We start from the raw sequence: 24,460 nt of genomic DNA, 5'->3' as shown, positions 1-24,460 counted from the left end.
GTCGGGCCGTGCGCGCGTCCCTGGGGACGGCGGCCGTACCCGCACCTCCTTCGGGCGTCGGTCTCTTCGGGCGTCGTGGCGGCGGTTCGCCGGTGGCGCCGGCTCCGGGCGGGCCGGGACGCGGTCGGCGGTGCTGTCACACCACCCCGGTCGCCCCGGTCACCCGGGCAAGGACCGGCCGGGCGGCCAGTACCCCGAGGTAGGCGGCTTCGGTGCCGGCGGCGACCCGTGCCCAGCCGAACCGGCTCAGCACCCGGCGGCGTCCGGCCTCTCCGCAGGCCTCCCGCAGCCGGGGGTCCGCGAGCAGTTCGGCCACCGCACGGGCGAGCGCCTCCGGGTCGCGGGGCGGCACGAGCCGCCCGGTGGCCGGGTCGGCGACGGTGTCGAGCTGGCCGCCGACGGCGGTGGCGACGACCGGCCTGCCGCAGGCCATCGCCTCCAGCGGCACGATGCCGAAGGGCTCGTAGTCGCCGGGGCACAGCACCACGTCGGCGGAGCGGATCAGCGGCGCCACCTCCTCGCTCGGGACGCCTCCGGTGAAGTGGACCCGGCCGGCGACACCGAGGCCGTGGGCCAGGTCGCGCAGCCTGCGCACCTCGTGGTCCTCGTCGAGCCGGCCGGGCGGAGGGCCGCCGACGACCAGCAGTTCCACGCCGGGCAGTCTCGTCAGCGCGGTGATGGAGATCGCCGCGCCCTTGCGGGGGACGAGCCGGCCGAGCTGGATCAACCGGTGGCTCTGGGAACCGCGGGCGGCGGCCGGTCCGTGCGGGGTGAACTGGTCGGTGTCGACACCGCACGGCACGACACCGACGCGTTCCGGCGGGATGCCCATGGCCGCCAGTTCCGCGACCTCGTCGCGGCAGGTGGCCAGGATCCGGTCGCAGCCGGCGCCGACCTCCTTCTCGCAGGTGATCCGGGCCGGCGGGCTGGTGTCCGCGTGCCGCTGGTGCCTGCGCTTGACCGTGCCGAGGGCGTGGAAGGTGTGCACGAGCGGCAGTCGCAGTTCACGGGTGGCGTGCAGGGCGGCCATCCCTGACATCCAGAAGTGCGAGTGCACCAGATCGGGCGGGTCGCTCTGCCAGTCGCGCACCATGTGACGTCCGAACCCCAGCATGTGCGGCAGGAGTTCGTCCTTGGGTATCTCCTCCGGCGGGCCCGCGGGCACGTGGCGCACCTCGACGCCGGTGCTCAGCCGCACCCGGTCCGGCAGTTCCCGCGCGTCGCGCCGGGTGTAGACGGTGACCCGGTGGCCCCGGTCGGCGAGCGCACCCGCCAGCCGGGCGACGTGGACGTTCTGCCCGCCGGCGTCGACCCCGCCGAGTACGGCGAGCGGGCTGGCGTGCTCCGAGACGAGCGCGATCGACAGCGCTTCGGTTCCGATGGCATCGCTGTAGGTCATGCGCGCACCTCCGTCATCAGTCGCTCCCAGTCGTCCAGGAAGCGTTTGAGTCCGTAACGCTGCAGCGCCGCCTGCCGGGCGCGGGCGCCGTCGGCCGCCGCCGCTTCCGGTTCCTCCAGGTACCGGCGTACGGCGCGGGCGAGGACGTCGGGCCGGGTGGACAGCGTCCCGGTGCCGGGCGGCACCGCCTCCACGGCCTCCGTGGTGGCGAGGGCGACGACCGGCATCCCCAGGTGCATCGCCTCCAGCAGCGAGAGACCGAGGGAGGTCCAGCGCACCGGGTGGAGATACAGCCGGCGTTCGGCCATCGCACCGTGCAGTTCCCGCTGCGGCAGATCGGCGTTGCGGCAGCGCTCCGGCGGCAGGCCGAGGTGTTCCGCCAGGCCGTCGGTGCGCATGCCGAACACATCGAGCGGGGCGGCTTCCGCGAGCCCTGCGAGCAGGTCCGTACCCGTCCATCGGCCGCGTCGTACCGGCTCGTTGACAACGACGGCCGCACGCGCCAGCCGCCCGGTGTAGAGGTGTCCCGGGTCGACGACGCCGTGTTCGACGACCACGGTCCTGGTGGAACCGTTGTCCCAGAACAGCCGGTTGAAGTGCGTGACGTGCACCAGTGTCAGATCGTCGCGGTCGGCGAACGGGTGCCGGGTGGCGGGTACGTCGCCGTCCGGCGCGTTGTGCTCGAGGTAGACGGCCGGTATGTCACGGCCGGGCCGGCGTCCGCCGAGCCAGCGCTCGGCGAGGTCCATCTCGTGCGGCCGTTGCAGCACGACGAGGTCGACCTGCGCGTCGCGCAGCTGCTCCGGCGTCGTCTCCCGCACCGTGTCCGGCCAGTCGAAGGTACGGGCCCGCCCGAGCCCGTCCGGGTCGCGGCCGGGTGTGACCGGAACGAGATACGTGTGGGGGCCCTGCACGAACGCCGTCGTCCAGGAACCGTGCACATGCCACAGCAGAATGTTCATCGTCGTGCTCCTCGCTCCTTGTCCGTGGCGCCGAGGGCCGCCACCGCGGCGAGCACCTCCGCGTTGCCGACCCCGTCGAGGCAGGGGTGCCCGGCCACGGGACACTTCCGGGCGCGGCTGCCCGCGCACGGTGCCCGCTGGTCGCCCAGCAGCACGTGCGGGACGTTGTAGGGGCGCCAGCGGTCGGCCGGCACCACGGGCGCGAACAGGCAGGCCACCGGCGTGCCGACCGCGGCCGCGAGGTGCCCGGGGCCGGTGTTGCCGACCACGGCGACCCGCGCCCCGGCGAGTACGCCCGCCAGTTGGGGAAGGGACGTCATCCCGCCCAGGTCCAGCGCGTGGTCCGCCGCGACCTGGGCGGTCAGGTCCTTCTCCGCCCGGCCTCCCGTGACCACGACGCGGTGGCCTGCGGCGGAGAGCGCGGCGGCGGCCTCCGCCGCCCGTTCCGCGCTCCACGCCCGGGCGGGGACGGCGGCGCCCGGGTGCAGCACCACGTACGGCTCCGGCCCGGTCAGATGCTCGGTCCCGGGCGGCTCGCTGACGCGCAGGGAGCCGTCGTCGCCGGGCGGCAGGGCGAAGCCCGCGTCCAGGGCGAGGTCCAGTGCGGCGCGGGCCTCGTGGCGGCGCGGCCTGCGGTGGTGCCTGAGGTCCAGCAGCGCACCGGGGTAGTGCTCGCAGTCGGCCGCGGTCCAGCCTAGGCCCGCGAGCTTGAGCAGCAACGCGATCGGCAGCGGGCTCTGGTGGTGGGAGACGAGGATCAGGGCCCGGTCGTAGCGCCCGGCCCGCAGCCTCTCCAGCAGTTGCTGCGTCTCCTCGTACGACACGGGTGCGGGCTCCAGTCCCACCCAGGGGGCGTCGTGGACCAGCACCTCGTCCACGCCGGGCAGCAGGTGCGCGGCGTGGACACCGAGCGGTCCGCAGAGCAGCGCGGTGTGCGAGGAACCCGCTGCGACGGCGCGCACGGCGGGTCCGGCCAGCAGCACGTCACCGGCGCTGTCGAGCCGCACGACCAGCGTTCTGGGCCTGCTCATGGCCACTCCTCGCGTACGAAGGCCGGCAGGCAGGTGGAGAGGGTCATGCCCCCGATCCCGCGGCCCCGCCCGCCGCCGCCGGCGGCCGTCGCCGCGGCGGGCACCGTTGTACCGCCCACGGGAAGGAGGCGGGTGACTCGGTCGGGACGCTGCTGCGGGCCGGCGGTCCGGTCCGTCTCCGCCGCGGGGCGCGCGACGGCCCGTGACGTCACGGCACGCTCCGGGCGGTCCGCCCCCGTCTGCGGCGCCGCCGGCTTGCCGCACCGTGCGGCCGGGTCCAGCACGAGCCGTACCGCGCGCAGCAGGTCGGGCGCGGTCTCGGGCGCCGCCGCGATCTCCTCGGGCCGGGTGGCCACGGTGGGCACGAGGATCCCCCGCGCGCCGGCGGCGAGCGCGGCCGTCACGTCGGAGCCGATGTCACCGATGACGACGGTGCGCGACGGGCACACGCCGAGGCGTTCGCACGCGGCGAGCACGAGTCCGGGCGCGGGCTTGCGGCACGGGCAGCCGTCGTCGGGCCCGTGCGGGCAGACGGCCCATACGGCGAACGGCCCGAGCAGGGCGTCGATCCGCCGCTGCACCGCCGACACCTGACGGAGGGTCAACCTGCCTCGGGCGACGCCCGACTGGTTGCTGACGACGCCCACCGGCATGCCCAACGCGCGCAGGGCGGCCAGGGCCTCCCAGGCGGACGGCATCGGCACGACACGCTTCGGATCGCCGTTGTAAGGGACATCGACGACGAGTGTGCCGTCGCGGTCGAAGAGGACCGCGTCGGGCAGGTCGGCGGCGTCCGGCGGCAGCGGGGTGCCCCGCGCCGACGGCGGGCCGTGGAAGAGCCACGGGCCGGTGCCGTGTCGCTCCGGTCCCCCGGGGTGCCGCGCCTCGGACGGCTCGCTCATGGCAGCACCCGCTCCCGCACCGCCCGGCCGGACGCCTCCGGGACCAGGGCCGGCACGGGCCGCGGCAGCGGCCGCGTCCGGCGGTGGCGCAGGTGTGCGCCGAGCCAGTGCCAGGTGGCGACGGGCGGGACGACCGCGCTGGTCAGCGCCATCGAGATGATCTCGTCGCGAGTCCGGGGGCCCGGGGCGATACGGGCCCAGGCGAACTCGGCGGTGCCGGCGAGCCAGAGCGCGGCGCAGGCGGTGGCCGCGACGGGCCTGGCCAGCACCGCACACGTCAGCGCGGCCGCCGCCGAGGCCGTCACGGCGAGGTGGCGGGGCAGGCGTCCCCGTGGCGCGTCCGCCCGGCGCCACCAGTCGCGCCCGTGCAGCCGGTTCATCAGCACGTCGTCGGCGTTGCCGGCCTGGACGCGTACGGAGACCCAGCGGCCGGCCGGCCGGACCGGATGTGTGGTGGTGCGGATGCCCGCGGTCAGGTCCCACCCGGCCGCCCGGACACGCAGCGCCAGGTCGGCGTCCTCCCGGAAGGCGCGCGGGAAGCGTTCGTCGAAGCCGCCGACGGCCTCCAGCACCTCCCGCCGGTAGGCCATGTCGGCGGTGATCCAGCGGGCGGTGGCCAGGCCCGCGGTGTTGCGCTCCCAGTCGGTCGGGCGGCGGTCCGTGGGCAGCGGGACCTCGATCCGGGCGGTGACGCCGCCGGTGCGGGGCCCGGCCGCCGCGAGGTCGCGGGCCAGGTCCTGGCACCAGGTGGGTCCGGGCACCACGTCGTCGTCGAGGAAGACGATCCAGGGGACGGGCCCGGCCACCCGCAGGCCGGTGTTGCGGGCCGCGGCCGGTCCCCGGGCGCGGCCCGGGACCACGGAGGTGATCGGCCGCAGCTTCGCGGGAATCTCGACCGGGAGGGGGGTGCGGGGGGCGCCGCGGCGGTCGTCGACGAGGACCACGCGCACCGGCCCGGGGCCGCCGGCGGCGGCCAGCGCCCGCAGGCACGCGGTCAGACTGGGCCTGCCGACGGTCGGTATCACCACGGTGTACCGCAGCGGCTCGTCTCCATGGGCGGTCATCGCAGGGCTCCCGTTCCGGAGTCGTCGGTGTCGTCGCTGTGGCGGAAGAAGTCGCCGCGCCGGATGGCGTACGGTCCGATGGCCAGCAGGTCGACGGGCGACGAGCCGAAGCATTCGAGGGCGTCGCGCGGGTCGTCGACCATGGGCCGGCCGGCGGTGTTCAGGCTGGTGTTGACGACGACCGGCAGTCCGGTGAGCCGCTCGAACTCGGCGAGCATCCGGGCCACCAGGGGTTCGCGCGAGCGGTCGACGGTCTGGATGCGGGCCGTTCCGTCGACATGGACGACGGCGGGGATGCGTTCCCGCCACGCCGGAGCCACGTCGTGCACGAAGAGCATGTACGGGCTGGGCATCGGCCCTTCGAAGATCTCCGCGGCCCGTTCGGCGAGCACCATCGGGGCGACCGGCCGGAACTGCTCACGGCCCTTGACGTCGTTGAGGCGCTCGAGGTTGCCCGCGTGGCCGGGGTGGGCGAGCAGTGAGCGGTGGCCGAGGGCCCTCGGGCCGTATTCGGAACGGCCCTGGAACCAGGCCACGATCGCGTTGTCGGCGAGTGCCTCCGCCACGGTCGCGGCGATGTCGGCAGGGCGGTCGAAGGGCACGGCGGCGGTCTTCAGCCAGGCGCCGAGTTCCGCGTCGGACCAGTCACGTCCGAGGTCCGCGCCGTGCATCGGCTCCGGGTCGTCCCCCGCGCCGGCGGACAGCAGGAGGGCGCCGCCCAGGGCGGTGCCCGCGTCACCCGCGGCAGGCTGCACCCAGACCCGGGAGAAGGGGCCTTCGCGGGCGATACGGGAGTTGGCGACGCAGTTGAGGGCGACGCCGCCGGCGAGGGTGAGCAGGCTGTCGTGGGTCTGCCCGTGCAGGTGGCGCACGAGGTCGAGCATGGTCTCCTCGAGGACGGCCTGGGCGCTCGCGGCCACGTCGGCGTGCTCCTGGGTCCACGGCTCCTCCGGACCCCGCGGCGCGCAGAACTGCTGCCAGGGCACGCCGGTCGCCCGGAACCCGCCGTCGCCGGTGGGGTGCACGTACTTGCGCAGCTCGCCGAGCATGCGGGGTGTGCCGTGGGAGGCGAGGGCCATCACCTTGAACTCGTCGCTGGACCGCAGGAATCCGAGGTGCTCGGTCAGTTCCTCGTAGACGAGTCCGAGCGAGTGGGGCAGTTCCTGTGCGTGCAGGGCCTCCAGCCGGCCGTGTATGCGGCGTGCGGCGAGGTGCGAGGCCCGTTCGCCGCGGCCGTCCAGGACGAGCACCGACGAGGTGTCGGCGTGGGGTGCGGCGAAGGCGCCGGACGCGGCGTGTGCCATGTGGTGCGGTACGAAGCGGACGATGTCGGGGTCAAGGCCCGGGAGCGCGGTCTGAAGGAAACCGGGGGCCTCTCGTGCGTAGGCGAGGCGCAGGTGGTCCCAGGGGTCGTCGAGGCCCATGGCGTCGGTCGGCCTGGCGAGCGACGGATCGAACGAGTACGCCACCGCGTCGAGGTCCTGGGGCCGCAGCCCGGCGCGCTTCAGACACCAGGCGGCGGACCGCTCCGGCAGTTCCCAGGCGGAGAAGGGCAGCGGGCGCTTTCCGTGCTTGCGCCGGGAGAAGCGTTCCTCCTCGGCCGCGGCGACGGTCCTGCCGTCGATGACGAGTGCGGCGGCGGGGTCGTGGAACAGGGCGTTGATTCCGAGAATGCGCATGTCAGTCAAGGCCTTTCAACGAGACGCGTCCAGGGTCGGGGCGGGCGGGCGCGCCGTCAGTCCATGTGGTCGCGGAACCAGGCGATGGTGCGGCGCAGGCCCTGCTCGGCGCTCACGGACGGCTCCCACTCGAGCTTGTCGCGGGCCAGCGTGATGTCGGGGCAGCGCACGGCCGGGTCGTCGGTGGGCCGCTCGATGAAGCGGATCTCGGAGCCGGAACCGGTGAGTTCGATGACCAGACGGGCGAGGTCGAGCATGGTGATCTCGGTCGGGTTGCCGATGTTCACCGGGCCCCGCAATCCGTGGGCGGCGGCCGCCAGGACGCCGCGGACGGTGTCGTCGACGTAGCACAGGGACCGCGTCTGACGGCCGTCGCCGCTCACCGTCAGGGGCTCGTCGGCCAAGGCCTGGCGGACGAACGTCGGTACCGCCCGGCCGTCGTGGCCGCGCATCCGGGGACCGTAGGTGTTGAACAGCCGCACGATGCCGGTGTCGGTGCCGTTGGCGTCCGCGTGGGCGGTGGTCAGTGCCTCACCGAAACGCTTGGCCTCGTCGTACACGCTGCGCGGGCCGACCGGGTTGACGTTTCCCCAGTAGCGCTCGTTCTGCGGATGCTGCTGGGGGTCGCCGTAGACCTCCGAGGTGGACGCCAGCAGGAAGCGGGCGCCGAGGCGGTGGGCGAGCGCCAGAGCGTTGCGGGTGCCGAGGCTGCCGGCGTCGAGCGTGTGCAGCGGCAGCCGGAGGTAGTCGGCCGGAGAGGCCGGGGAGGCGAAGTGCAGCACCAGGTCCGCGGGCGGCTCGACGGTGAACGGCTCACTCACGCTGGCACGCACGAGCTGGAACCCGGGGCGGTCGCGCAGCGCGGATATGTTCTCCGGGCGGCCGGTGCTGAAGTCGTCGACGCAGGTCACCGCGGTGCCGGAGTCCAGCAGCGCCGTGCACAGGTGCGAACCGACGAAGCCCGCGCCACCGGTGACGACGGCGTGTTTCCAACTGCGCGAGAAGGCGGCGTTCATCGACTACCTCCGTACGTGCCGTGCGTCCTGCCGGGTCTTCCGGCCTGCGACCAGCGTCGGCCGCTCCCGGTGGCCGGGCCGCTTCACGTACTGCATCCGAGTGAGCCACGGAACGTGTTCACCGGGCGCGAGTCGGCTCCGTCCCGGTGAATGTCCGGCACCTGGGTACCCGTCGCCGCATGACCTCTTCGAACCCTCTGGCCGTTGTCACGGGGGCGTCCAGTGGCATCGGCTTCGAACTGGGAAAACAGCTGGCCGAGCGCGGTTTCGACCTGATCGTCAACGCCGAGGACGACACCCGGCTGCATCAGGCCGCCGAGCGGATGCGCGCCGCCGGCACAACGGTGCAGGCGGTCCGTGCCGACCTGCGTGACTACGACGAGACCGAACGGCTCTACGAGGCGGTCTCCAGGACCGGTCGCCCGGTCGCGGTCGCCGCGCTCAACGCGGGCATCGGCCGCGGTGGCGCGTTCCTCGACACCGACCTCGCCGACGAGCTCTCCGTCGTGGACCTCGACGTCAGATCGACGGTCCACCTGGCCAAACGCCTGCTGCGGGACATGGCCGACGCCGACAAGGGACGACTGCTCATCACCTCGTCCGTCGCCTCGACCATGCCGGGCTCCTTCCAGGCCGTCTACAACGCCTCGAAGTCCTTCCTCCAGTCCTTCGCGCAGGCTCTGCGGAACGAACTACGGGACACCGGCATCACCGTCACGTCGCTGATGCCCGGCCCCACGGAGACGGACTTCTTCCGCCGTGCCGACATGGGCGACACCAAGATCGGACGGCAGCCCAAGGACGATCCGGCGCTGGTCGCGAAGCAGGGACTGGACGCGCTCATGGCCGGCACGGACAAGACCCTCGCCGGCTCGGCGAGGACCAAGGCGCAGGGACTCGCGGCCAAGGTTCTCCCGGACCGGCTCAAGGCCGCGGCACACCGCCGCCTGGCCGAACCCGGCTCCGGCGACCGGCCGGGGAAAGCGGACGAGGAGGCACGATGAAAGCACTGACCTGGCACGGAAAGCGCGACGTACGCGTGGACACCGTCCCTGATCCCGAGATCCGCGACTCGACCGATGTGATCGTCAAGGTGACGACGTCCGGGCTCTGCGGTTCCGACCTGCATCTGTACGAGCTTTTCGGGCCGTTCATCGATCCGGGAGACATCCTCGGCCACGAACCGATGGGCGTGGTGGAGGAAGTGGGCTCGGAGGTCACCGCGGTACGGCCGGGCGACCGTGTCGTGGTTCCCTTCAACGTCTCGTGCGGCACCTGCTTCATGTGCGCGCAGGGCCTGCAGTCCCAGTGCGAGACCACTCAGGTCAGGGAACACGGCATGGGCGCCTCGCTGTTCGGCTACACCAAGCTCTACGGGCAGGTGCCCGGCGGGCAGGCGCAGTACCTGCGGGTCCCGTTCGGCAACACGCTGCCCATCAAGGTCCCCGACGGCCCACCGGACGACCGGTTCGTCTACCTGTCGGACGTGCTGCCCACGTCGTGGCAGGCGGTCGAGTACGCGGCGGTGCCGCCCGGCGGCTCCGTGGTGGTGCTGGGCCTCGGGCCGATCGGCGACATGTGCACCCGCGTCGCGGCGCACCGCGGTGCCGGCCTGGTGATCGGCATCGACCTGGTGCCGGAACGGCTGGAGCGGGCCAGGGCTCACGGCGTGCGCACGTTCGACCTGGACGAGTACGGCGCCAAGGTCGTGGACGCGGTCCGTGATCTGACCGACGGCAGGGGCGCGGACGCGGTCATCGACGCGGTCGGCATGGAGGCCCACGGCGCGCCGGTGGCGAAGGCGGGGCAGCAGTTGACGACCCTGCTGCCCGGTGCGGTCGCCGCCCGGATGATGAAGCGCGTCGGCGTCGACAGCCTCTCCGCCCTGCACCTGGCGATCGAGTTGGTACGCCGCGGCGGCACCGTGTCCCTCTCCGGCGTGTACGGCGGGATGGCGGACCCGATGCCGATGATGACCATGTTCGACAAGCAGGTGCAGTTGCGGATGGGGCAGGCCAACGTGTGGCGGTGGGTGGACGATCTGCTGCCGCTAGTCACCGACGGCGATCCGCTCGGCACCGAGCAGTTCGCCACCCACCGCGTGCCGCTGGAGAAGGCCCCGGAGGCCTACGAGATGTTCCAGAAGAAGCAGGAGGGAGCCGTCAAGGTGCTCTTCTCGCCCTGACCCTCGGCCGACCGGTCGAGCCGGTCACACGAGGCCCTGGGCGAGCATCGCGTCGGCCACCCGCTCGAAGCCGGCGATGTTGGCGCCGGTCACGTAGTCGCCCGGGGCACCGTAGCGTTCGGCGGTCTCGTGGCAGGTGCGGTGGATGTCCCGCATGATCGCGGCGAGTTCGTCCTCGACGCGGCCCGCGGACCAGGTCTCACGTGCCGCGTTCTGGCGCATCTCCAGGGCGCTGACGGCCACGCCGCCCGCGTTGGCGGCCTTGCCCGGACCGAAGGCCACACCGGCCTCCTGGAACAGGCGGACCGCTTCCGGCGTGGTGGGCATGTTGGCGCCTTCCGCGACCGCCTTGACCCCGTTGCGCACCAGGCTGACGGCGTCCCGTTCCGTCAGCTCGTTCTGGGTGGCGGAGGGGAAGGCGAGGTCGGCGGGCACGTCCCACACACTGCCGCCGGGTACATGGCGTGCCGAGGCGCCGCGGCGCTCCGCGTACTCGCTGACGCGGGCGCGTTCGACCTCCTTGACCTGTCTGAGCAGTTCGAGGTCGATGCCCTTCTCGTCGACGACATAGCCGGCCGAGTCGGAGCACGTCAGCGGGTGGGCGCCGCTGCGCAGGAGCTTCTCGATGGTGTGGACGGCGACGTTGCCGGAACCGGAGACGACGGCGGCCTGGCCCTCGAGGTCCTCGCCGCGCAGGCTGAGCATCTCGGCCGCGAACAGCACGCTGCCGTAGCCGGTGGCCTCGGTGCGGCCGGCCGAGCCGCCCCAGCTCTGTCCCTTGCCGGTGAGGACGCCGGCCTCCCAGCGGTTGGTGATACGGCGGTACTGGCCGAAGAGGTAGCCGATCTCTCGGGTGCCGACGCCGATGTCACCCGCGGGCACGTCGGTCTGCTCGCCGATGTGCCGGTGGAGTTCGGTCATGAACGACTGGCAGAACCGCATGACCTCGGCGTCCGACCGGCCGTGCGGGTCGAAGTCGCTGCCTCCCTTGCCGCCGCCGATGCCGAGGCCGGTCAGGGCGTTCTTGAAGACCTGTTCGAAGCCGAGGAACTTCACCACGCCGAGATTCACCGACCGGTGGAAGCGCAGACCGCCCTTGTACGGGCCGAGGGCGCTGTTGAACTCGACCCTGAATCCCCGGTTGATGTGGACGGCGCCGCGGTCGTCCTGCCAGGGCACCCGGAAGATGATCTGCCGCTCCGGCTCGCAGAGCCGCTCCACGATCCGCGCCTGCGCGTACTCGGGACGCGCGGCGAGGACGGGTGCCAGGGTGTCCAGCACCTCCCGTGCCGCCTGGTGGAACTCCGGCTGTGCCGGGTTGCGTTCCTCGAGTTCGGCGCGGAGCGAAGCCAGTCGGTCCTTCGGGGATGACAGTGCCACAGTGTGTCCCTTCTGCCCTGACGTCGGAGTGACGGCCGTGCACGGCGGCCTTGCGCAGGTCGCCGCTGCGACTGGTACGGCCGGGCACCTGCCCGCCGTTCACTTCTGCCCGGATCGGCCTCCGACCGGGCCCGCCGACGCTGCCGAACCCGGCCCTCAGTGTGTCGGACGCCCCGGTCCCCGCTGTTCGCGGGGGCGCCCGGCAGGGCCCGGTGGCGGCGAAAGCGGGAGGGAGCGGTCCGCCCGAGTCTGGGTGGACCGCTCCCGTTGCGGTGCGCCGCCTGCCTCAGCCGCGCCGCAGCACAGCCGCCAGAGCCTCGTACAGCACGGTCTCCGCGTCGGGTACCGCGTTCACCGCGCGCCAGGCCACGAACCCGTCCGGGCGGACCAGCACCGCGCCTTCGGGGGTGGTGCCGTGGGCCTGCGCCCAGTCGGCGCCGGCCTCCGCCACCAGGTCCGCCTCCGTTCCCTGACCGACGCGGTACGCGACCAGCCCGACCGACAGGCGATCGGCGACGAGTTCCGAGGCCGTGAGCCAGTCCTTGCCGCCGTGGCCGGTCAGCAGGACGAACGACTTCTCGTAGAGGTCCAGCGTGGACAGTCTGGTGTGGTCGCCGTGCCGGTGGAGCCACATGTGCGGGGCGCGGGTGCCAGGGGCTCCGGAGAAGTCGATCCGGTCGGGCACCGGGGGCAGCTGGGGGTCGGCGCCGAGGACCGCCCCGCGCGGGTAGCTGTAGCCCAGCACGACGGGGAGCAGCCCGCCACGCGGTCCGGCGGCCACCGCCGCCGGAGCCGGCTCGTACCCGGGGTGGCTGTGTTCGACCGACCGCGCGGACGCGCGGGCGCTGGTGGCCAGCGCCACCGGCAGGCGTTCCTGCTCGTACGTGTCGAGCAGCTCCGGCCCCGCCGAGCCGCCGAGGACGGCCGCGATCTTCCAGGCGAGGTTGTGCGCGTCCTGGATGCCCGTGTTGGAGCCGAAGGCGCCGGTCGGCGACATCTCGTGTGCGGAGTCCCCCGCCAGGAAGACCCTGCCCTGCCCGTAATGCTCGGCGACCCGTTCCGCGGCGTGCCAGGGCGCCTTTCCGGTGACCTCGACGTCGAGGTCCGGCACACCGGTCGCCGCGCGGACGAGGTCGGCGCAGCGCTCGTCCGTGAAGTCCTCGAGCGGCTCGCCGCGGTCGTACTGCCAGGGGGCGTGGAACACCCAGAGCTCCTTGTTGTCCACCGGGAGCAGGGCGCCCTCAGCCTCGGGGCCGGTCAGGTAGCAGACCACGAAGCGGCGGTCGCCGACCACGTCGGCGAGTGCGCGTGAGCGGAAGCTGACGCTCACGTTGTGGAACAGGTCACCGGGGCCGGACTGCCCGATGCCGAGCCGCTCACGCACCGGGCTGCGCGGCCCGTCGGCGGCGATCAGGTAGTCCGCGCGCACGGTGCTCTCGCGGCCGCTCGCCCGGTCGCGGACGACGGCGGTGACGCCGTCTCCGTCCTGCTCGAAGGAGACCAGCTCCGTGGAGAAGCGCACATCGCCGCCCAGTTCGACGGCCGCGTCGAGGAGCACGGGCTCCAGGTCGTTCTGACTGCACACGCACCATGCGGCGGGGCTGAGACGGCCCGGCGAGCCGCCCTTCTCGTCGATCTGCTTGACCAGCCACTCGCCGGCGTCGGCGTCACCCAGGTCCGGCGTCTGCAGGATGCCGTGGTTGTCGGCCAGTACGGACGCCGCGGCCCAGATCCGATCCGCCACCCCGGCCGAACGGAACACCTCCATCGTGCGCAGGTTGTTCCCGCGGCCGCGGGGGTGGACCGAGGTGGCCGCGTGCTTCTCGACAAGCATGTGCCCGACGCCGAGCCGGCCGAGGAACAGGGATGCGGACAGGCCCACGAGGGAGCCGCCCACGATCAGGACCGGTACGCGGTGTTGTTCGGCTTTCTCTTCCATGAGTGCTCCAGCTCCAGCCGCCGGTAGGAATTTGGCGTTCTCCATCCCCGCGTTTCCTGCCCGCGCGCGGGGGGTTCGGCTCGGCCCTTCACTCGCGTGGTGCACACATCTCGCGCCACCCGTGTTACCGACACAGGATCGAAGCCGGACCACCACATCGCGCCACTGGTGGCCAGCCGTCCGCATCGCCGGATGCGTCGCTCGGAATTCCCGAGGCCCGGCGTCGTGCCGCAGGCGGCCTCACCGACAAGGAGATGCGTGGATCATGACAATGCTGTCCGAACGTGTGTCCCAGTCCGCATTCGACGGCTCCCGGCTCCGGGTCGTGCTGCTGCTTGACCTCCAGGACGGCGCCCAACAGCGCTTTCTGACGGCCTACGAGCACATGCGCAACCAGGTTGCCGCCGTGCCCGGGCATCTCAGCGACCAGCTCTGCCAGTCGATCGAGAACCCGTCGCAGTGGCTCATCACCAGCGAATGGGAGAGCGCACCGCCCTTCCTCGCCTGGGTGAACAGCGAGGAGCACGTCGAGACCGTACGACCGCTGCACGACTGCGTGCGCGACACGCGGTCCCTGCGCTTCAGCGTCCTGCGGGAGACCGCAGGCGCGCACGCACCCCAGGCCGCCGTCCAGCACGTCGGTGGGCTCCAGCCGTCACCGCGGGTCGGAGACGGCGTGGTCCGCCACGCTCTCACCTTCACCGTCAAGCCCGGCAGCGAGCAGAAGGTGGCCGAGATCCTCTCCGGCTACACCTCGCCCCAGGCGCAGGTCGACGACACCACCCGGCTCCGCCGCACCACGCTGTTCATGCACGGCAACCGCGTCGTGCGGACCGTCGAGGTGCAGGGCGACCTGCTCGCGGCGCTGCGGCACGTGGCCAGGCAGCCCGAGGTCAGGGCGGTCGAAGAGGCCATCAACCCGTACCTGGAGCAGGACCGGAACCTCGACGACCCGCAGTCGGCACGGCTGTTCTTCACACGCGCCGCCCTGCCCGCGGTCCACCACCTCGCGCCCCCGGGGGAGCAGCACGCGGAGCGGGAGCGCCACGCGCTGCTCTACCCGGCGAAGCCCGGCTGCGGGATGGCGCTGGCCCGGCTGCTCGCCGAACAGGACGAGGCAGCGGCCGACAGCGCCGGCTGCCCCGTCGACAGCAGCACCGTCTTCCAGCGCGACGACATCGTCGTACGCCTCGTCGACGTGCGCGGCCCCCTCGACATCGATCCGTCGGGCGTCATGGGCGCACACGGCCGGCGCAAGGCCGCCGTGCTGGCGAAGCTGCTGGACACCGAGGCGCTCGGCCTCGACGAGTCGCTCTCGGACGAGAAGGCGATGACCCGTCTGCTCGAGAGCTCCCAGATGCGCCTGATCACCGACCGCCGTGCCCGTTGAACCACGCACCCGGCCGCCGGCGGCCGTGCGACACCCCGAAGTCACCGTGCCGCAAGGCCTTGTGGAGGAACCAGTCATGACCACAACCCATCGCATCGTCGACCTGAGCGAGACCCAGCCCAACCGCAGGCGCGGCGGCGACCTGCGCGCCATGCTCACCCCCACCGCGGTGGGGGCCACGAGCGGCTTCATGGGTCTGGCGCTCGTGGAGCCCGGCGACCGCATCGGCGAGCACTACCACCCGTACTCCGAGGAGTTCGTGTACGTCGTCGCCGGCGAACTCGAGGTCGACCTGGACGGCGAGCCGTTCGCCATCCGTCCCGACCAGGGCCTGCTCATCCCCCCTTATGTGCGGCACCGGTTCCGCAACGTGGGCAGCACCCAGGCCCGCATGGTCTTCCACCTCGGGCCGCTCGCGCCCCGGCCGGAGCTCGGCCACGTCGACACGGAGGACACCCCCGAGGCCGCGGGCACCGGCGCGCACCTGCCGCCTGAGCGAACGGGGTCGGTGTCGTGACCCGGCGTGTGGCGGTGACCGGCGTCGGCATCGTCGCACCCGGAGGTGTGGGCGCCCCGGCGTTCTGGGACCTGCTGTCGAACGGCCGGACAGCGACCCGCGGGATCACCCTGTTCGACCCGACCGGGTTCCGCTCCCGTATAGCCGCCGAGGTCGACTTCGACCCCGCGGCCCATGGTCTCGGCGCCGCGGACGCCCAACGCGCCGACCGGTACGTGCAGTTCGCCCTTGTCGCGGCCCGTGAGGCGATGGCCGACGCCGGGCTCGACGCGGCGACGCTGGATCCCTGGCGGACCGCCGTGTCGATGGGCACCGCCGTCGGCGGCACCACCCGGCTCGAGCGGGACTACGTCAAGGTCAGCAGCACGGGCAGGCGTTGGGACGTGGATCACAGCGAGGCGGCGCCCCATCTCCACCGGGCGTTCTCCCCCAGCACGCTGGCGTCCGAAGTGGCCGAACAGAACGGCGTGCGGGGCCCGGTGCAGACGGTCTCCACCGGCTGCACCTCCGGCCTCGACGCGATCGGCTACGCGTTCCACGCCATCGAGGAGGGTCGGGCCGACATCTGCGTCGCCGGCGCCTCCGACTCGCCGATCTCCCCCATCACGGTGGCCTGCTTCGACGCCATCAAGGCGACCTCCCCCAACAACGACGACCCGGCTCACGCGTCCCGCCCCTTCGACGCGAACCGCGACGGCTTCGTCATGGGAGAGGGCGGGGCCGTACTGATCCTCGAGGAACTCGAGCACGCCCGCGCCCGCGGTGCGCACGTGTACTGCGAGATAGGCGGTTACGCCACCTTCGGCAACGCCCACCACATGACCGGCCTCACCCGTGAGGGCCTGGAGATGGCACGGGCGATCGACGACGCGATGAACCACGCACGGCTCGACCGGACGGACATCGACTACGTCAACGCGCACGGATCCGGCACCCAGCAGAACGACCGCCACGAGACGGCGGCGGTCAAGCGGTCGCTGGGGGACCACGCGTACAAGGTGCCGATGAGCTCCATCAAGTCCATGGTGGGCCACTCCCTCGGTGCGATCGGCGCGATCGAACTCGTCGCCTGCGTGCTCGCACTGGCCAATCAGGTGGTGCCGCCCACCGCCAACTACGAGACCCCCGACCCCGAGTGCGACCTCGACTACGTGCCGCGCACCGCGCGCCCCCTGAAACTGCGCAGCGTGCTGTCGGTGGGAAGCGGCTTCGGCGGCTTCCAGTCCGCAGTCGTACTCACCCGACCAGGCGGGAGTGCATGATGAGCCCCGGCAACCGGCACACGAGGTCCGCCGTCGTCACCGGCATCGGTGTCGTCGCCCCCAACGGTGTGGGTGCGGAGACCTTCTGGAAGTCCACCGTCGAGGGCATCAGCGCCCTTGACGGTGTCAGCAGGGAAGGCTGCGAGCACCTGCCGCTGCGGGTCGCCGGCGAGGTACGCGGCTTCGACGCCGAGTCGATGGTCGAGCAGCGCTTCCTCGTCCAGACCGACCGTTTCTCCCACTTCGCGATGGCGGCGGCCGACCTGGCGCTGGCCGACGCGGGGATCGGCGAAGGCGCGCACGGCGGTACGCCCTACTCGGTCGGTGTGGTCACCGCCGCCGGGTCGGGCGGCGGCGAGTTCGGCCAGCGTGAGCTGCAACGCCTCTGGGGACAGGGACCGACGTACGTCGGCCCGTACCAGTCCATCGCCTGGTTCTACGCGGCGAGCACCGGGCAGATCTCCATCCGCGGCGGCTTCAAGGGCCCCTGCGGAGTCGTCGCCAGCGACGAGGCCGGCGGGCTCGACGCCGTCGCACACGCCGCCGGGGCCGTGCGCCGGGGCACTGACACGGTTGTCGTCGGCGCGGCGGAGGCACCGCTCGCTCCGTACTCGATCGTCTGCCAGTTGGGTTACCGGGAGCTGAGCACCTGCGAGGACCCGGATCGCGCCTACCGCCCCTTCACCCCGCAGGCGTGCGGCTTCGTGCCCGGCGAGGGCGGCGCCATGCTCGTCGTCGAGGACGCGGAGACGGCCCGCCGCCGAGGCACCGCGATCCGCGCGACGGTCGCCGGCCACGCCGCGACGTTCACCGGGGCATCCCGGTGGGAGGAGTCACGGGAAGGGCTGGCGCGGGCGATCGGCGGAGCCCTGGAGGCCGCGGGCTGCTCGCCCGAGGAGATCGACGTCGTCTTCGCGGACGCACTCGGCCTGCCGGAGGCCGACCGGGCCGAGGCTCTGGCGATCACTGACGCGCTGGGCGCGCACGGTTCCCGCGTCCCGGTGACCGCCCCCAAGACCGGCACCGGGCGGGCGTACTGCGGGGCGCCGCTGCTCGACACCGCCGCCGCGGTACTCGCCCTGGAGCACGGTCTCGTACCGCCCACCCCCCATGTCCACGACGTGTGCCACGACCTGGCCCTGGTGACCGGCACCGCCCGGCCCACGGAGCTGCGCACGGCCCTGGTGCTGAGCCGGGGACTGATGGGTTCCAACTCGGCGCTCGTGCTGCGGCGCGGCGCCGACCCCTCGTGAGATGGAGAACCTCGCCATGACAGATCACCTGACCGTCGAAGAACTGGCCGCCCTGATGAAGAAGGGAGCCGGGATCACCGTCGACCCGGACGAGATGGAGCAGCGGCCCGAGACGCCCTTCGAGGTCTACGGCCTCGACTCGCTCGGCCTGCTCGGCATCGTGGGCGAGCTGGAGAACCGGTACGGCCGGCCCCTGCCGCCCGACGCCGACCGCTGCAAGACGCCCCGTGAATTCCTCGACCTCGTCAACACCTCACTGATGGCAGGAGCCTGAGATGCCCGGACACACCGAGAACGAAGTCACCATCGACGCCCCCCTCGACCTCGTGTGGGACGTCACCAACGACCTCGACCACTGGCCGCAGCTGTTCAGCGAGTACGCGTCCGTGGAGGTCATGGAACGCGAGGGCAACCGGACCTTGTTCCGGCTGACCATGTACCCCGACGAGAACGGCCAGGTCTGGAGCTGGGTCTCCGAGCGCGTGGCCGACCGTTCCGCGCTCACGGTCACCGCCCGCCGTGTCGAGACGGGCCCCTTCCAGTACATGAACATCCGCTGGGAGTACGAGGAGACGCCGCGCGGTGTACGGATGCGCTGGACGCAGGACTTCGCGATGAAGCCGGACGCGCCCGTCGACGACGAGTGGATGACGGCCAACATCAACCGCAACTCGCCGATCCAGATGGACCTCATCCGGAACAAGATCGAGCAGCGCGCCCGGCTCGGCCGGGACTCCAAGGACGCCACGGCGCCCGCCCCCGCGGTCTGACCGCGCGCCCGACCTGCCGACGGCATCCGAAGGGACACCCCCGATGCACCACGCCCTGATCGTCGCCCGGATGGCACCGGGTTCCGCCCCCGACATCGCCGAGGTGTTCACTGCCTCCGACAAGGGAGAGCTGCCGCACCTCGTGGGAGTGAAGCGGCGCAGCCTCTTCCAGTTCGGCGACGTCTACCTGCACCTCATCGAGTCGGACAAGCCGGCCGGCCCGGCGATCGCCAAGCTGACGGAGCACCCGGAGTTCCGGGACATCAGCGACCGGCTGTCCGCCTTCGTCAGCCCGTACGACCCGCAGACCTGGCGGAGTCCGAAGGACGCCATGGCGCAGCAGTTCTACTCGTGGCAGAGCGACTGACCGGTCACAAGCCGCACAGCCGTCGGCCCCGCGGGTTCCCGCGGGGCCGACGGCGGTCGGTCGCCGACCCTGGACGCTCCTCAGTCCGGGACCACGCTTTCGAACAGATGCAGATAGGCGTTGACCGGACGGACCTCGCCGACGAGCAGTCCGGCTTCGGACATCCGGCTGATCATGCTCTGCCGGGTGTGCTTTGCGCCGCCGACGTTGAGGAGCAGCAACAGGTCCATCGACGTGGTGAACTTCATCGACGGGGTGTCGTCGACCAGGTTCTCGATGACGAGCACCCGGGCGCCCGGGCGGGCCGCCGCGACGATGTTGCGCAGTGTCCTGCGGGTGCTGTCGTCGTCCCACTCCAGGATGTTCTTGATGATGTACAGGTCGGCGGCGACCGGCATGGCCTGCCGGCAGTCGCCGGGGACGATGTCGGCCCGGTCGGCGAGCGAGCCGCCTCCGAGCAGCCGGGGGTCGGCCGCGGCGACGACACGGGGCAGGTCCAGCAGGGTGCCCCGGACGCCGGGGTGCTTCTCCAGCAGCTCCGCCAGCACATGGCCCTGGCCGCCGCCGATGTCCGCGATCGTCTTCGCTCCCCCGAGGTCGAGCAGTTCGGCGACGTCCCGCGCCGACTGCCTGCTCGAGGTGGTCATGGCCCGGTTGAAGACATGGGCCGATTCGGGCGCGTCCTCGTGCAGGTGGTCGAAGAACTCCTTGCCGTAGATGTCGCTGAAGACGCCGCCGCCCTTCCTGACCGCCTCGTCGAGCAGCGGCCAGGCGTCCCAGGTCCACGGCTCCGTGCACCAGAGCGAGATGTACCGCAGGCTGTGCGGGTCGTCCTCGCGCAGCAGTCGTGACATCTCGGTGTGGACGAACCTGCCGTCGGCGTCCTCCTCGAAGATGCCGTAGCAGGCCAGGGCGCGCAGCATCCTGCGCAGGGCGCCGGGCTGTGCCTTTACTTCCGCCGCGAGCTCCTCCGCGGTCGCCGGCGCGTCCCCGAGCGCGTCGGCCACGCCGAGCCGGGCCGCCGCGCGCACGGCGGCGGCACAGGCCGCGCCGAAGACGAGCTCTCTCAACCGCATGGCGGGCACAGTGGTTTCGCTTGCAGTCGTCATGCCGCATCGGTCTTTCGTGAGTGGCCGGGGCCGGTCGGCACCGTCCGGACGGTCAGCACAGGCCCGCGGGCTCGGAGAGTCCGCACATGTTCCGGCTGAAGACGTTGCCGGTGCCGTCGGGGTCGCGGTTGGCCAGGTCGGCGGCTCCGTTGCCGAGGACGACGTTGTTCCGGACGACGTTGTCGGTGCCGGCGGCGCCCACGATGCTCTTGAAGAGGACGATCCCGCCGGACATCGGGGCGGAGCCCACGTTGCCGCGGATCACGTTCCACTCCAACAGGGTGTCCTCGGTGCCGGTGAGGACGATGCCGGTGCCCTGGATCTCGGGCAGTCGCGCGGTCTTGTCGCAGTGCTTGTTGTTCTCGTGCACGCTGTTGAAACGGACCGTCAGGGCGCCGGCCCGCGGGGTCGTCTCGTCGCCGACGAGGAACGCGCCGGCGCAGTTGCCGGTGATCTCGTTGGCCTGGACGGTCAGGTTGCGCACGCGGCGGATCGTGGTGCCGATGCGGTTGTCGACCATCAGGTTGTTCGAGACGACCGTGCCCATGGTGTCGGTGGCGCCGGACTCGGCGCTGACGGTGTTGGCCACGAAGATGCCGGCGTCGCCGTTCCCCCGGACGACGTTGCTCCGCAGCACCGATCGGGTGGACCGCTCCTGGGCGATGCCCCAGGTCCCGTTGTTCTTCGAGGTGACCTGGCGCACCGTCAGCCGGTCGGTCCAGGCGGCCCAGAGGCCGTTCTTGGCGAATCCGCTGAGGGTGAGGGAGCGGACCTGTACGCCCTCGACCGGCTGCTTCTTGGTGCCGATGACGCAGATGCCGTTGCCGGCGCCGGCGCACGTGCCGGCGGCGGCCCCCTTCTTCGACGGCTTGAGCACGGTCGCGCTGCCCGCGCCCCGCAGGGTAAGGCCGGACTTGGTGATCCGGACACTCTCCATGTAGGTGCCGGCCGCGATGTCGATGGTGTCGCCCGGCTTGGCGGCGTCCACCGCGGCCTGGATCGATTCGCCCGGCAGAACCTGGTGACTGACGGCGGCACTGGCGGGAGCCGCCGCGCCGAGGCCGGACGCGACGAGCAGAGCCGCGCATCCGAGCATGGTCGTTTGTCGCTTTGTCATAAACCGAAGCTATGCGCATTTACGACGAAATCGACACAAACCACGCCTGGGCGGGCTTGTGTCGCCCACCCAGACGCGGCCGGAGAGTGATCAGGCCTCTTCGAAATAGGCGTCGAGGACCGCGTCGAGCTCCTCGGTCCACTCCTTCAGGCGCCCCCTGGCCGGGGCCTCGACGTCCGCGTTGAACCAGCGGTTGGCCGCGACATGGACGGTGACCGTGAACCGGCGCCCGAACCGTGCCGGCCGCACCTCGACCGCGCCGATCTCGTCCCAGCGGAAGTCCGCCTCCTGGTCGTCCAGGGTGAAGCGGATGCCGGACCGGTCGGCGGCGATCGAGCCGCGGCGGTCACGCACCTCGAAGGCGGGGCCGTCGGCTGAGGGAGCGTCGGATTCGCCCGTGACCTCGCCCGCGGACTCGCCCGTGGACTCGTCGTCGCCGTCGGTCGCGGTGGCGTCCGTCCCGGCGTCGTCGACCTCGTCCGACACGTCGTCCGGCCCGGTCCCGGCGTCGGGCCCCGTGGCTGTGCTCTCCTCCTCCCTCTCCTTTACGGCGGGCGCCGACCCCGAGAGGAGGGGGACGAATGCCGGATCCGTCCCCACGGCGATATCGAGCTTCGTCTTCGGATCTATCTGCTGCTCCACGGCGGGCAGTATGGACGACGAAGCTGTACGAGACCAATGTGGTCCGCTGATCGGCTTGCGCCCGGGCCTCATTCGGTCTTGCCGGGGCCGACGCGGTCGCGGACGCACCGAAGCGGGCGGCGGGCGCCTCGACGCGCACCGGACTGCGGCCGTGGTCCGCGCAGGAGGCGGTGGCACCGGCCGTGGGCGGAGTGGCTGTCGGACAACTCGATCCGGAAGACGCTCCGGTCGGCGTCTCATGCGACGCGCGGGGCGAAGTCCCTCCGGGTACGCGGCCATGAAGGCGGCGTACCCGGCGAACTCGGCGTCGACGAGCGGGACGGTGCCGTTGAGCGCCGTGCCGCCCGCACGGGGCCAACACGATGGGCCCACCGCACCTGCGAGACGCACCGTCGTGGATCGGTTGCCCGCCATGAACCGACGGTGTCCCAACGAGGGCAGGTTGCCACAGCGGCCCTGTGCGAATCGATATCTCAGTCCAGTCGCCTCGAACTCAGGACATCGCGCGGGGTCAGCGCCTCCGCTCCGGCTCCCTTGAACGTGACCTTGCCGGAGTGGACGGTGTCCAACTGCTCCACCTGCCTGCCGTACCACTCGATGCCGGTCAACAGGAACGACGGCTGGGCGGTCCTGGCCAAAGCTTCGGAACCAGCATGCTCGAACACCATGCCCAATCGTGCGGTCCCCTCGACGCAACGGACTACACACACGACCGCATTATCCGCCGCACCAGAAGCGTCCGGCGCCACGGACTCCACGGACTCCACGGAGACGATGCTCAAAACCAGGGCTTGATCAAGTTCCGTAGGTGTCCGGATCGTTGGTGATGCCCAGGATGGGGGGTGCCGGACAGGCCCTAGGGTGGTCCCTCATGGACTGCCTCACCGATGACCTGCCGTTGCTGGAGTTGCTGTGCGCCGCTGACGAAGTGCGGGTCCCCGGCGAGCTCGAGTCGTCAGGCCCTCACGAGAACGCTCCCGACGCGGTCGTGGACACATACGTGGTCGACGGCGGCCGACTGCTTCTCACTCTCTGGCGCGGCCAGCTGCACGAGGTGATCTATCAGACCCCGGCGGAGTCCGGACAGGACGCATCGCGGCGCAATAACCGGCTGTTCGCGCACTACGGACAGAGCGACGGCTGGACCGAGATTCTCGACAACGGTTTCGGCAAGACCTATCGCCGTACCGATCAGCGGCGGTACGCGCTGTGGAGCTACGCGATGGACATCACGACCTTCGGCACGATGGAATTCCATCAGGTCAAGTGGTAGCCGCCCCGAGCGATGACCTCCGTCATGAGCCGCCGCCTCACCGGAGCCACCATCGCCTCCTGGAGGACCGCATGAGCGAGAACCCACAGGCCAAAGCCATCCTGGAACAACGTCGAAACCCGCGAGCGTGAACTGGCCGACCGGGCCGGGCAGTTCCTGGACCGCATCGAAGAGCTCACCCGGCAGCTCGGCTGACTCGACGCGGAGAGCGAGAACCTGCGCATCACCCGCAAGACCCTCCTCACTCTCCCGCTGCCCTCACCCGCCACCGGGCCGGACCGCCCCGATATCCCGCACCACCCCGCCTACCAGCAGATCCTCACCGAACCCGAACCCGGCTTGTTCACCCGCCCCGACGCCTGAGGGTCACCCCCACACCTGCGACCAGCAGTCCTTCCCCAACTTCAACCACGAAACGGACAAGAGCTCACGTTCCGCACTCTGACAAACGAGGCCCCCACTCTTCATGTCCTGTCAGAGCTTGCCTTCGAGCAGTACGGTGCGGTGGCCACCGAGACGGCGTGAGAAGTCCACGACGAACTCGGGGCGCAGTGTGGGCCAGTTCCAGAACGTGAAGCCGAGATGACCGAACGCGAAGTAGTCGTCGGCCCAGAGCCACGTGTTCACGGGAGCTGTCCGGTCGCAGGACGGGCACGCGACGGGCTCATCGTGGCCCTCGGCCCAGGAACCCACTGCGTCCTCGAACCGGGCCCACCTCTCCTCGATGGGCGACCAGTGCTCGTCAACGAGGGGCATCTCCGTTGCGCAGTGTGGGCAGGTGACGGCCGAGGGTTCGCCCTGCCCAGCATCGAAGACCGTACGCCCTACGGTGACGTGCAGGCCGTTGCTCCACACGTTGACCAGCTCGGGATCCGGGTCCTCGACGGCTTCGCCGTAATGCGTCCCTGGCGCGTGCCCGGCGTCAGCTCCGAGGACGCAGTCGGTACGTTCCGCTGAGATGAAGCCGTCTGCAATCAGCCAATCGAGTACATTCGCCGCGAGCCCCTGCGCCTCCCCTGACGTGGCCTCGGTGTCGACGATCGTCTGGAACCAGTCGCCCATGATCTCCCCTCCAGTGCCCGTGCCTGCGTACCGTACGTCTCGCCAGGGACAGTTGCAGCGGCCCCACCGACATCGCGTTGGTATCGAAGCCGTCGTTCGGGGCAGGGCGCGCGGACTGGGCCGGCGTCCAGGCTGAGAAAG

Annotated in this window: 24 protein-coding genes; 10 read left to right on the top strand and 14 right to left on the bottom strand. The window is 71.7% G+C overall.

Going from position 1 to position 24,460, the window contains the following annotated elements; translation table 11 throughout:
- Positions 1–136 precede the first annotated feature (136 nt).
- The 7 genes from MDN94_RS18135 to MDN94_RS18105 are packed head-to-tail and all read right to left on the bottom strand — an operon-like array spanning position 137 to position 8,053.
- Positions 137–1,399 (bottom strand): glycosyltransferase, encoded by a 1,263-nt coding sequence (locus MDN94_RS18135; protein ID WP_482726781.1) that lies wholly within the window; start codon positions 1,397–1,399, stop codon positions 137–139.
- Positions 1,396–2,361 (bottom strand): glycosyltransferase, encoded by a 966-nt coding sequence (locus tag MDN94_RS18130; protein ID WP_482726780.1) that lies wholly within the window; start codon positions 2,359–2,361, stop codon positions 1,396–1,398. The genes MDN94_RS18135 and MDN94_RS18130 overlap by 4 nt, the downstream gene beginning before the upstream one ends.
- Positions 2,358–3,392, bottom strand: coding sequence for a glycosyltransferase family 9 protein (locus tag MDN94_RS18125; RefSeq protein ID WP_482726779.1), 1,035 nt, complete (start codon positions 3,390–3,392; stop codon positions 2,358–2,360). The genes MDN94_RS18130 and MDN94_RS18125 overlap by 4 nt, the downstream gene beginning before the upstream one ends.
- Positions 3,389–4,294, bottom strand: a complete 906-nt coding sequence (locus MDN94_RS18120; protein ID WP_482726778.1) for a D-glycero-alpha-D-manno-heptose-1,7-bisphosphate 7-phosphatase — start codon at positions 4,292–4,294, stop codon at positions 3,389–3,391. Before MDN94_RS18120 ends, MDN94_RS18125 begins: the two co-directional genes overlap by 4 nt.
- Positions 4,291–5,358 (bottom strand): glycosyltransferase family 2 protein, encoded by a 1,068-nt coding sequence (locus MDN94_RS18115; protein WP_482726777.1) that lies wholly within the window; start codon positions 5,356–5,358, stop codon positions 4,291–4,293. The genes MDN94_RS18120 and MDN94_RS18115 overlap by 4 nt, the downstream gene beginning before the upstream one ends.
- Positions 5,355–7,037 carry a carbamoyltransferase family protein gene (locus MDN94_RS18110; protein WP_482726776.1) on the bottom strand — a complete coding sequence of 561 codons (1,683 nt, stop codon included), beginning with the start codon at positions 7,035–7,037 and terminating at the stop codon, positions 5,355–5,357. Before MDN94_RS18110 ends, MDN94_RS18115 begins: the two co-directional genes overlap by 4 nt.
- A 56-nt stretch (positions 7,038–7,093) precedes the next feature.
- Positions 7,094–8,053 (bottom strand): UDP-glucuronic acid decarboxylase family protein, encoded by a 960-nt coding sequence (locus MDN94_RS18105; protein WP_482726775.1) that lies wholly within the window; start codon positions 8,051–8,053, stop codon positions 7,094–7,096.
- 179 nt (positions 8,054–8,232) lie between these two features.
- Between MDN94_RS18105 and MDN94_RS18100 the strand changes: the two genes are divergently transcribed.
- On the top strand, positions 8,233–9,057 hold the full coding sequence (locus MDN94_RS18100) for an SDR family NAD(P)-dependent oxidoreductase (RefSeq protein WP_482726774.1): 825 nt from the start codon (positions 8,233–8,235) through the stop codon (positions 9,055–9,057).
- On the top strand, positions 9,054–10,238 hold the full coding sequence (locus MDN94_RS18095; RefSeq protein ID WP_441264799.1) for a zinc-dependent alcohol dehydrogenase: 1,185 nt from the start codon (positions 9,054–9,056) through the stop codon (positions 10,236–10,238). The genes MDN94_RS18100 and MDN94_RS18095 overlap by 4 nt, the downstream gene beginning before the upstream one ends.
- 24 nt (positions 10,239–10,262) lie before the next feature.
- Here the strand turns inward: MDN94_RS18095 and gdhA are convergent, their stop codons facing one another.
- Both gdhA and MDN94_RS18085 read right to left on the bottom strand, forming a co-directional pair.
- Positions 10,263–11,618, bottom strand: a complete 1,356-nt coding sequence (gene gdhA / locus MDN94_RS18090) for an NADP-specific glutamate dehydrogenase (RefSeq protein ID WP_482726773.1) — start codon at positions 11,616–11,618, stop codon at positions 10,263–10,265.
- Positions 11,619–11,904: 286 nt separating this feature from the next.
- Positions 11,905–13,557: an FAD-dependent oxidoreductase gene (locus MDN94_RS18085; protein WP_482726772.1), complete on the bottom strand. Its 1,653-nt coding sequence runs from the start codon at positions 13,555–13,557 to the stop codon at positions 11,905–11,907.
- Positions 13,558–13,822: 265 nt separating this feature from the next.
- Between MDN94_RS18085 and MDN94_RS18080 the strand changes: the two genes are divergently transcribed.
- The 7 genes from MDN94_RS18080 to MDN94_RS18050 all read left to right on the top strand — a co-directional run bounded on the left by MDN94_RS18080 (position 13,823) and on the right by MDN94_RS18050 (position 19,116).
- Positions 13,823–14,947, top strand: coding sequence for a SchA/CurD-like domain-containing protein (locus MDN94_RS18080; RefSeq protein WP_482726771.1), 1,125 nt, complete (start codon positions 13,823–13,825; stop codon positions 14,945–14,947).
- A 76-nt stretch (positions 14,948–15,023) separates the two neighbouring features.
- Positions 15,024–15,464, top strand: coding sequence for a cupin domain-containing protein (locus MDN94_RS18075; RefSeq protein WP_441264795.1), 441 nt, complete (start codon positions 15,024–15,026; stop codon positions 15,462–15,464).
- Complete coding sequence (locus MDN94_RS18070) at positions 15,461–16,726, top strand: beta-ketoacyl-[acyl-carrier-protein] synthase family protein (protein ID WP_482726770.1); 1,266 nt, start codon at positions 15,461–15,463, stop codon at positions 16,724–16,726. Before MDN94_RS18075 ends, MDN94_RS18070 begins: the two co-directional genes overlap by 4 nt.
- A complete protein-coding gene (locus MDN94_RS18065) occupies positions 16,726–17,979 on the top strand; it encodes a ketosynthase chain-length factor (protein ID WP_482726769.1) in 1,254 nt (417 codons plus the stop codon). Before MDN94_RS18070 ends, MDN94_RS18065 begins: the two co-directional genes overlap by 1 nt.
- Positions 17,980–17,995: 16 nt before the next feature.
- The gene (locus MDN94_RS18060) at positions 17,996–18,253 is read left to right on the top strand and encodes an acyl carrier protein (protein ID WP_482726768.1); all 258 of its coding nucleotides are present in this window, start codon (positions 17,996–17,998) and stop codon (positions 18,251–18,253) included.
- Between the two features lies 1 nt (position 18,254).
- The gene (locus tag MDN94_RS18055; protein ID WP_441264791.1) at positions 18,255–18,749 is read left to right on the top strand and encodes an SRPBCC family protein; all 495 of its coding nucleotides are present in this window, start codon (positions 18,255–18,257) and stop codon (positions 18,747–18,749) included.
- A 43-nt stretch (positions 18,750–18,792) separates the two neighbouring features.
- The gene (locus MDN94_RS18050; protein WP_441264790.1) at positions 18,793–19,116 is read left to right on the top strand and encodes a TcmI family type II polyketide cyclase; all 324 of its coding nucleotides are present in this window, start codon (positions 18,793–18,795) and stop codon (positions 19,114–19,116) included.
- A gap of 80 nt (positions 19,117–19,196) precedes the next feature.
- Here the strand turns inward: MDN94_RS18050 and MDN94_RS18045 are convergent, their stop codons facing one another.
- The 4 genes from MDN94_RS18045 to MDN94_RS18030 form a co-directional block, all read right to left on the bottom strand.
- Positions 19,197–20,225 carry a methyltransferase gene (locus tag MDN94_RS18045; RefSeq protein ID WP_482726767.1) on the bottom strand — a complete coding sequence of 343 codons (1,029 nt, stop codon included), beginning with the start codon at positions 20,223–20,225 and terminating at the stop codon, positions 19,197–19,199.
- 52 nt (positions 20,226–20,277) lie between these two features.
- A complete protein-coding gene (locus MDN94_RS18040; RefSeq protein WP_482726766.1) occupies positions 20,278–21,342 on the bottom strand; it encodes a right-handed parallel beta-helix repeat-containing protein in 1,065 nt (354 codons plus the stop codon).
- Positions 21,343–21,432: 90 nt separating this feature from the next.
- Complete coding sequence (locus MDN94_RS18035) at positions 21,433–21,984, bottom strand: hypothetical protein (protein WP_482726765.1); 552 nt, start codon at positions 21,982–21,984, stop codon at positions 21,433–21,435.
- A 473-nt stretch (positions 21,985–22,457) separates the two neighbouring features.
- Positions 22,458–22,652 (bottom strand): hypothetical protein, encoded by a 195-nt coding sequence (locus MDN94_RS18030; RefSeq protein ID WP_482726764.1) that lies wholly within the window; start codon positions 22,650–22,652, stop codon positions 22,458–22,460.
- 203 nt (positions 22,653–22,855) lie between these two features.
- On the opposite strand from MDN94_RS18030, the gene MDN94_RS18025 reads away from it, so the two are divergent.
- Positions 22,856–23,257: a hypothetical protein gene (locus tag MDN94_RS18025; protein WP_482726763.1), complete on the top strand. Its 402-nt coding sequence runs from the start codon at positions 22,856–22,858 to the stop codon at positions 23,255–23,257.
- 474 nt (positions 23,258–23,731) lie between these two features.
- Here MDN94_RS18025 and MDN94_RS18020 read toward each other — a convergent pair whose 3' ends face one another.
- Positions 23,732–24,319, bottom strand: a complete 588-nt coding sequence (locus MDN94_RS18020) for a hypothetical protein (RefSeq protein ID WP_482726762.1) — start codon at positions 24,317–24,319, stop codon at positions 23,732–23,734.
- Positions 24,320–24,460 lie beyond the last annotated feature (141 nt).

Source organism: Streptomyces sp. WAC00040, assembly GCF_056835925.1.
The sequence above is the reverse complement of the archived record's forward strand: the minus strand, read 5'-3'. Positions and strand labels throughout refer to the sequence as shown.